Below are 7,092 nucleotides of genomic sequence, written 5' to 3'. Positions count from 1 at the left end.
CCGCCCGGACCGGGCAGGGGTGAAGGAGGGATGCCGAATGGCACAGTATACACCCCATTACGGGCTCCACCAGTGGGAGCCGGAGGACAGCTTTTTACGGGAGGACTTCAATCAGGATCTGGCCAGGATCGATACGGCGCTGGCGGAGAAGGCGGACGCCGCGCTTCTGGAAGGGAAGTGCGGGATCGTGACCGGGACCTATACCGGGGACGATACGCTGGAGCGGGAGATCCAGCTGGGCTTCCGCCCCAGGGCGGTCCTGCTGCAGGAGCAGACGCAGGCCGCCGCCATCCTCGCCGTGGAGGAAGGTCCCGTGCAGGAAGAGAACAGCGGCAAGGTGATGCTCAAGCTGACCGAACACGGATTTCAGGTGAAATACGATACCTACCAGATCCTCGCAAACTCCTACATCTGTAAGCCATACACCAATCGCGCGGGCAAAGTCTACTTCTACGCCGCATTTCAGTGATCCGTCCAGCCGCACGAACAGCACCCCCGGAGCCAACGCTCCGGGGGTGCTGCTGCTTGTTGGGGATTGCCTGACGCGGAATACTCAGGCGGCGAAGTCCACGGTAATGGTGCCGTCGCCCTTGATGCCGGTGAAGGTCAGGGTGCCGGTGCTCTCGGTGATGCCGGTGGCGGTATCCACATCAGTGAAGGTAGCAGTACCGGTGCCGGTGATGGAGCCAGTGGAGGCAAGGCCGTCCACGGGGCTCTTGGCGCCTACATAGATCACCTGGCTGGACTTGGTGTAGTCCACACCGTTGATGGTGACCTTGCCGTCCTTGGCCGCATTGTTGTCCGTAATCTTCAGGGTCACGGCGTACACACGGTCCAGAGTGATGCCGTACTCCACGCTGGTCTTGTCGTTGTAGGTCACGGTAGCCTTGTCCGTGGAGGGGTTGTACACGACGCTCTCAATGGTGCTGTCCTTCAGGAACTCGCGCACCATCGTGCCGACCTGACGGGCGGTCAGGCTCTCGGCATAGTGCTGGACCAGCAGCTCGCCGGTGGCGTACTCGGTAACCTTGTTGTAGCCATAGACGGGGGTCTCAGGATCGGCGCTCTCGTCCTCATCCCACACCCAGGCGGTGACCACGGTACGGACGTCAGCCGCAGTCTCGCTGTTGTAGATGATGATGGCGTTCTTCCGCTCGTTGAGGATGAAGGAGCCCTTGGGCGCGTCGCCGTCGGAGGCGTCGCTCATGTCGGTGACATCCCAGATGTTGGTCTTGCCGGTAAGGGTGGGATAGATGCCGTCGGCGGAGGAGTTAACGAGGGTGCCGTCCACATCCAGGGTGCCGTCGCGCAGCAGGGTGGCCGCCTCGGCGGTACGCTTGCTGCCGATGTTCAGGGTGTAGGTGCCGTCGGAGTTGACGCCGTACTTGTAGGCGGTCAGGAAGTCGGAAGGATCGTTGAAGTCATCGCCGTAATCTTCCTTGCTGACCTCAATGGCCTTGGTGGTGCCGTCCTCGAAGACCACGTTCAGCTCAAGGACCTTGGAGCTGATGGCGTTGGCGCTCAGGACGAACAGCCAGTTGGCGGTGGAGGTGGTGGGCGCCTCAGCAAACAGGACGACCTCGGCCAGCTTCTTCACATCATAGCCGCCGGCGGCGTTCTTCGCCACCACGGGCCAGATCTGGAGGGCGGTACCATTGGCCACATCACCCATGTGATCCCAGCCGATGGCCACGCCGTAGTTGTCGGAATCCTTGTAGTAGAAGGCGATGGTGTTCTTGTCGATGGCATAGGTCTTCTGGTTGTTGGTGGTCACGTAGCCGTCGCCGGCGTCATACTTGGCACCCAGGGTATCCTGCAGCTTGGTGGCAGGAGCCATGACCACGTCGGTCACACCGGCGGTCACGGGGCTGACGGCGGTAATGGCATTGCTGCCGTCGACGGTGTTCTGACGCATGACCTTCTTGATGGTCAGCATATCGTCGTCGCTCAGGGTGTAGGTGATGACGCTGCCCACGGCGGCGTTGATTGCAGCATAACCCTCATCGACCGTATCATTTACGTCGCGGGTGCCCAGATAGGCCTCCAGGGCCTTCTTGGCGGCGGTGGTCGCCTTGCCGTTTACATCGAACGCCTTGGCGGAGTTGGTCCAGTTGATATAGTAGGTGCCCTCGGTGCCGTCGGTCTTCAGGATCTTGACCTGGCCCTTCACGTCCAGGGCGTTCTGAGTCCAGGCGGAGCCGATGACCAGAGCGTAGTTGGTCACAGTCTCCTCAGCGGGACGGACGGCCACCACGTACTTGCCGGTGGAATCCAGGATGAAGTCGTACAGGGTGGAGAACTCACGGAAGGAGTTGATGTCGAAATGCTCGATGTCAACGTCCACCAGGGAAGCGGTGTCCAGGATATAGGACTGCTTGTAGGTCTCACCCTCAACGGTGATGTACAGCTCGTCATCCTTGTCGCGGTCCACGCGGGTCATGGTGCCGGTGACGATCTCGGGCACAGAGATGTAGGTGCGCCCACCGTACTGGACGTACAGGATCAGGTCGTCGGTGGTCACGTCTTCGGCAAAGACCACGTCGTCAAAGTCCAGCTTCACGGTCTTGGTGGAATCCAGAGAGCCGTTCTTATAGGTGGGCGCGGTGAAACCGATGACCTCGTTCTTCTCGCTGTAGCTGGAAACCTTGGACAGAGTCTCCTGCCGGTACAGGACGTAGTCCACGTCGCCGTCGTTGTTGTTGTCGATGACTTCGACGGAGATGCCGTTCAGGTTGAACTTCTCGCCGGAAGCGCCCTTTACGTAGTTGTTGATGATCGCCTCAGCGGCGTCCTCGCTCTTGCAGAAGCCATAGTTGACATAGTACTCCGTGTCGGAGGTGGTGGTCAGGCCGGTGCCCTTCAGGAAGCCCTTCAGGGTGCTCTTGGTGGCGTCGGTGGCCTCGATCACGTTCACGCTGTCCTTCAGGGACACGCCCAGAACCTTGGAGTCGGAGAGGATGGTGGTCTTCTCGATGTACAGGGTGACGGTCTTGCCCAGGGTCTCAACGCCGGTGGAGACGTTGAAAGCGATCTGGCCGGACTGGGCCACGCCCTCGCCGGTGGTGGTGTTGGCAGTGGTGGAGGAGTACAGCACCACGTTGTCCAGAGTGGTCTTGCCGGCCTTCAGGGCGGCGTCGGAGTCGGTCTGATCCAGCTCGGCCCACTCGTTGGCGACCACAACGCCCTCCACCTTGTACACGCCGTACATGGCGCTCAGGATGGTGCGGTGATCGGTGTAGCCGATGGCGTAGCCGTTTTCATACTTCTGGATCATCTCAACGTCCAGGGCGTTGTAGATCAGCAGAGCGGCGTCGTCGCGGCGCAGGGGGTTCATGATGTTCTTGTTGAAGTTGCGGAAGATGCCCAGGCTGGAGGCCTTGGCGTTGGTGTTGATGGCCCAGTCGGTGCCCACGAAGCCCTCAATAGCGGGATCGTAGCCGGCGGCCACCAGCAGCATCTTGGCGGCCTCGGCGCCGGTCACGTTGGCGGCGGGGTCGAAGCGGCCGTCGCCGCGGCCGGCGATGATGCCCAGGGTGAAGCAGTAGTTGATGTGGCCCTTGGCCCAGTTGTCGCCGATGTCGGTCAGCTTGCTGTCCACGCCGGAATACAGCTCGTTGTTGTCAACGCCCTGATTCATGATGACGGAGATCATCTTCGCCATCTCGTCGCGGCGCACGGTCCCCTCGGGATCATAGCTGCCGTCGGTCTTGCCGTCGATCACGCCCAGGGTGGTGAGCATGGAAACGGCGTCCTTGTTCACGATCTCATCGCGGTCGGTGAAATCGTTGTAGCTCACAGCGGAAGCGCCGACGACCATCATGCCGATCAGCATAACGGCGGCCAGAGCCAGGCTGAGAGCCCGTTTGAGGTTTCTCATCTGGAATTCCTCCTTCTAAATTTTAGAGCCGACAGGAAGCAACTTCCAGCCGAAAGACACATCTCCAGCGAAAAGTATGACTCCCCTGTCAGAAGCCTAATTGGCTATGTGATGGTAGGCCGTGTAACCTGGGAAACATGTGCGTATGTGGCTCGTTACGTTCTTAAGAAGCAGTACGGCCAAGATGCTCAAGTCTACCAAGAATTTAATATTGAGCCTGAGTTTACGTTGATGTCCCGCCGTCCTGGTATCGCCCGCCAATGGTTTGAAGATCATCCAGATTGTTATGAGTATGATTTTATTAATCTGTCCTCTGATCGTGGCGGTATGAAGATTCGTCCCCCCAAGTATTTCGACAGACTTTTTGATGTCGATCATCATGAGGAGCTTACAGAGCTTAAGGCCCGGCGCCAGCATTTTGCTGAGGAAGTTAAGAAAGGAATGATGGACAAGACCGATTTGGATTATCTGGATGTGCTTGAGATCAAAGAGAGTAATTTCCGTAATCGTATCAAAAATTTGAAGCGAGATTTGTGAGGTGTAATTTATGGGTAAAAGAATGTCCCGTGGTCAGGATCGTCAGGTCTTCCGCCACACTGCTGTTAACAGCAAGCGTATCAATGTGAATCCCAAAATCTATCGTGGAGGTATCCGGATGTGAGTGAGTGCCAAGGTATTCAGAATTTCCGCCGCTTTCTTCGTCGGCAAGGTTTCAGCGCTGTTGCGATCACTAAGGTTGAAGATGTTGACTTCCGTTATTGCTGCTCCGGTTATGACCATCTGAACGAGCGTTATTTCTGCCGGTGTTACACGCTGGAAGAGATGCGTATGATTACCCGTACTAACGAGATTTTTTGGAGGTTTTTGGTGTGAAGTACAATGTTTATTGCATCCGTGATGACAAGACTGGTTTCCTTACTCCCACAGTTGATACCAATCATTTTACTGCTGCTCGTAACTTTGCTAATGCTATCATGCAAGGTCAAGGAGTCCTTTTTACTCATGCTGATGATTTCCGGTTGTATTGTATCGGCGAGTTTGATACTGAGTCTGGCCAGCTTACCCCTGCTGCTGTTCAGGAGCTGATCTCGGAAGGCTCTCAGGTACGTTTGGCTATGAAGGAGAGTTGATATGAGTAATCGCCTCTATGATACCCTCAAGTGGATCGCTATGATTCTGTTGCCGGCGCTCGGTACTTTGTATTTTGCCTTGGCTAAGTTGTGGACGCTGCCTTATCCGGAAGAGGTCGTTGGTACCATTTCTGCTATTGATGTTTTCCTCGGTGCCCTGTTAGGTATTGCTTCCAGCACGTATAAGGAGTGATTCGATGTTTAAGACGTGGCATGATCAGCGTGATCGCGTTCATTGTGATCCCGGCCAGCGTGAGAAGATTTTGTATTCCCCTGAGTTTGACCGTAATGGTATTATGACCCTTAAGGAGTCCGGCCGTGAGAATTTGTATGATTTTATCCAGTCCCATCGCGACAGTGTTGATTTACATAAGATCCTTGATCGTTTCCAGTCTGGAGATGTTGGAGCGCTGTCTCGTGTGCAAGGTTCCTTCGGTGATTTTTCCCAGTTCCCGCAAACTTATGCAGAGTTGCTGAATCAGGTTATTGCCGGTGAGCAGACTTTCAATTCCCTGCCTCTTGATGTCCGTGAGAAGTTCGGCCATTCCTTCCATGCCTGGCTCGCTCAGGCAGGCTCTGAGAGCTGGTTGCAGGCTATGGGCTATGCTGTTCCTACCCCTCCTGCTTCTGACCCCGCACAGCCGCCTCCTACGCCCGCAGGCGTGAACAACCCGTCACCCTCGTCCTCCGAAGGGGCGTAAGCCCCTTCCCTTGAACAACAGTTAGCTGACTGGAGGTTTGTTTGATGTCTCGTAATGAAAATACCCGCTTTGCTCTTAATCCGACCAATTTGGATTTGTCTCGTTCTACATTTCGGCGTGATCATTCTGTGAAGTTGTCTTATAATGTTGGTGATATTATTCCGTTTTATGTGGATGAGGTTTTGCCCGGAGATACTTTCCAGCTTAAGACCTCTATGGTGTCCCGTATGCAGACGCTGCTTACTCCCATGATGGATAATCTGTATATTGACACTTATTTCTTTTTTGTGCCTAATCGTATTGTGTGGCAGCATTGGAAAGAGCTGATGGGTGAAAATACTGAGTCTGCTTGGATTCCTACGGTTGAGTATTCTGTCCCTCAGATTACCGCTCCGGTTGGTGGCTGGAATATTGGTACGATTGCTGATTATTTTGGTATCCCTACCGGCATTGATAATTTGTCTGTCAATGCGCTGCCGTTCCGTGCTTATGCTCTTATTATGAATGAGTGGTTTCGTGATGAGAATCTTTCCGATCCTCTTGATATCCCTGTAAATGATGCCACTGTTACTGGTGTGAATACTGGTAATTATATTACTGATGTTGCTAAAGGTGGTCTTCCCTTTAAGGCTGCTAAGTTTCATGACTATTTTACCAGTTGTCTTCCTTCTCCCCAGAAAGGTCCTGATGTGACTATTCCTGTTGCCGGTTCTACTAATATGCCGGTCATGACTTTGGCTGATCTCGTTCCGGATCCTGGTACTAACCCGCTTTCCTTTGTCCCTTATACTGCAACTTTGCGTAATAGTAATAATGAGAATCCTCAGGATGTTATTGTTTCTCGTTTAGCTGGTTCTACTAGTGGTAACTATTCTGGTACTTTTAATGCTAGTAAAGTAAATATGCCGCTTTATGGTATTTCAGATACCTATTCTGGTTCTGCTCAGCCTATTATCCCTAATAATCTTTGGGCTGTGAATGATGGTGCTGTGTCTGCTGCTACGATTAATCAGCTCCGTATGGCTTTCCAGATTCAGAAGCTGTACGAGAAAGATGCCCGTGGTGGTACCCGTTACATTGAAGTCCTCAAGTCTCATTTTGGCGTTACCTCTCCGGATGCCCGTCTCCAGCGCCCCGAATACCTCGGCGGTAATCGTATTCCTGTTAATATTAATCAGGTTGTTCAGAGTAGTGGTACGCAGCCTGACGGTACCCCTCTTGGTGATACTGCTGCCTTTTCTGTCACTACGGATGTTCATGGCGATTTTATTAAGTCCTTTGTGGAGCATGGCTTTATACTTGGTTTGATGGTTGCCCGTTATGATCATACCTATCAGCAAGGTCTTGAACGTTTCTGGAGCCGTAAGGATCGCTTTGATTATTA

Annotated in this window: 8 protein-coding genes; 7 read left to right on the top strand and 1 reads right to left on the bottom strand. The window is 54.1% G+C overall.

Translation table 11 applies throughout. The features are described from left to right. The first annotated feature begins 37 nt into the window (after positions 1–37). The gene (locus NE547_RS17770; RefSeq protein WP_186909018.1) at positions 38–469 is read left to right on the top strand and encodes a hypothetical protein; all 432 of its coding nucleotides are present in this window, start codon (positions 38–40) and stop codon (positions 467–469) included. An 84-nt stretch (positions 470–553) separates the two neighbouring features. Here NE547_RS17770 and NE547_RS17765 read toward each other — a convergent pair whose 3' ends face one another. Beyond that, the gene (locus tag NE547_RS17765) at positions 554–3,877 is read right to left on the bottom strand and encodes an S-layer homology domain-containing protein (protein WP_256176602.1); all 3,324 of its coding nucleotides are present in this window, start codon (positions 3,875–3,877) and stop codon (positions 554–556) included. 147 nt (positions 3,878–4,024) lie between these two features. Between NE547_RS17765 and NE547_RS17760 the strand changes: the two genes are divergently transcribed. From NE547_RS17760 to NE547_RS17735, 6 genes are all read left to right on the top strand, one after another. Next, positions 4,025–4,414 (top strand): hypothetical protein, encoded by a 390-nt coding sequence (locus NE547_RS17760; protein WP_256176601.1) that lies wholly within the window; start codon positions 4,025–4,027, stop codon positions 4,412–4,414. Positions 4,415–4,534: 120 nt separating this feature from the next. Continuing rightward, positions 4,535–4,750, top strand: coding sequence for a hypothetical protein (locus tag NE547_RS17755; protein WP_256176600.1), 216 nt, complete (start codon positions 4,535–4,537; stop codon positions 4,748–4,750). Next, positions 4,747–5,007: a phage ORF5 protein gene (locus NE547_RS17750; protein WP_256176599.1), complete on the top strand. Its 261-nt coding sequence runs from the start codon at positions 4,747–4,749 to the stop codon at positions 5,005–5,007. The genes NE547_RS17755 and NE547_RS17750 overlap by 4 nt, the downstream gene beginning before the upstream one ends. Position 5,008: 1 nt before the next feature. Further along, complete coding sequence (locus tag NE547_RS17745; RefSeq protein ID WP_256176598.1) at positions 5,009–5,200, top strand: phage holin; 192 nt, start codon at positions 5,009–5,011, stop codon at positions 5,198–5,200. A gap of 4 nt (positions 5,201–5,204) precedes the next feature. Continuing rightward, the gene (locus NE547_RS17740; protein ID WP_256176597.1) at positions 5,205–5,708 is read left to right on the top strand and encodes a hypothetical protein; all 504 of its coding nucleotides are present in this window, start codon (positions 5,205–5,207) and stop codon (positions 5,706–5,708) included. A gap of 44 nt (positions 5,709–5,752) precedes the next feature. Beyond that, on the top strand, positions 5,753–7,092 hold a 1,340-nt coding region (locus tag NE547_RS17735; RefSeq protein ID WP_256176596.1), incomplete at its 3' end, for a major capsid protein.

Source organism: Flavonifractor sp. DFI.6.63 (assembly GCF_024462255.1).
In the GTDB taxonomy this organism is placed as follows: Bacteria; Bacillota; Clostridia; order Oscillospirales; family Oscillospiraceae; genus Lawsonibacter_A; species Lawsonibacter_A hominis.
Note: the sequence above shows the minus strand (reverse complement) of the source record. Positions and strands in the feature narration are given on the sequence as shown.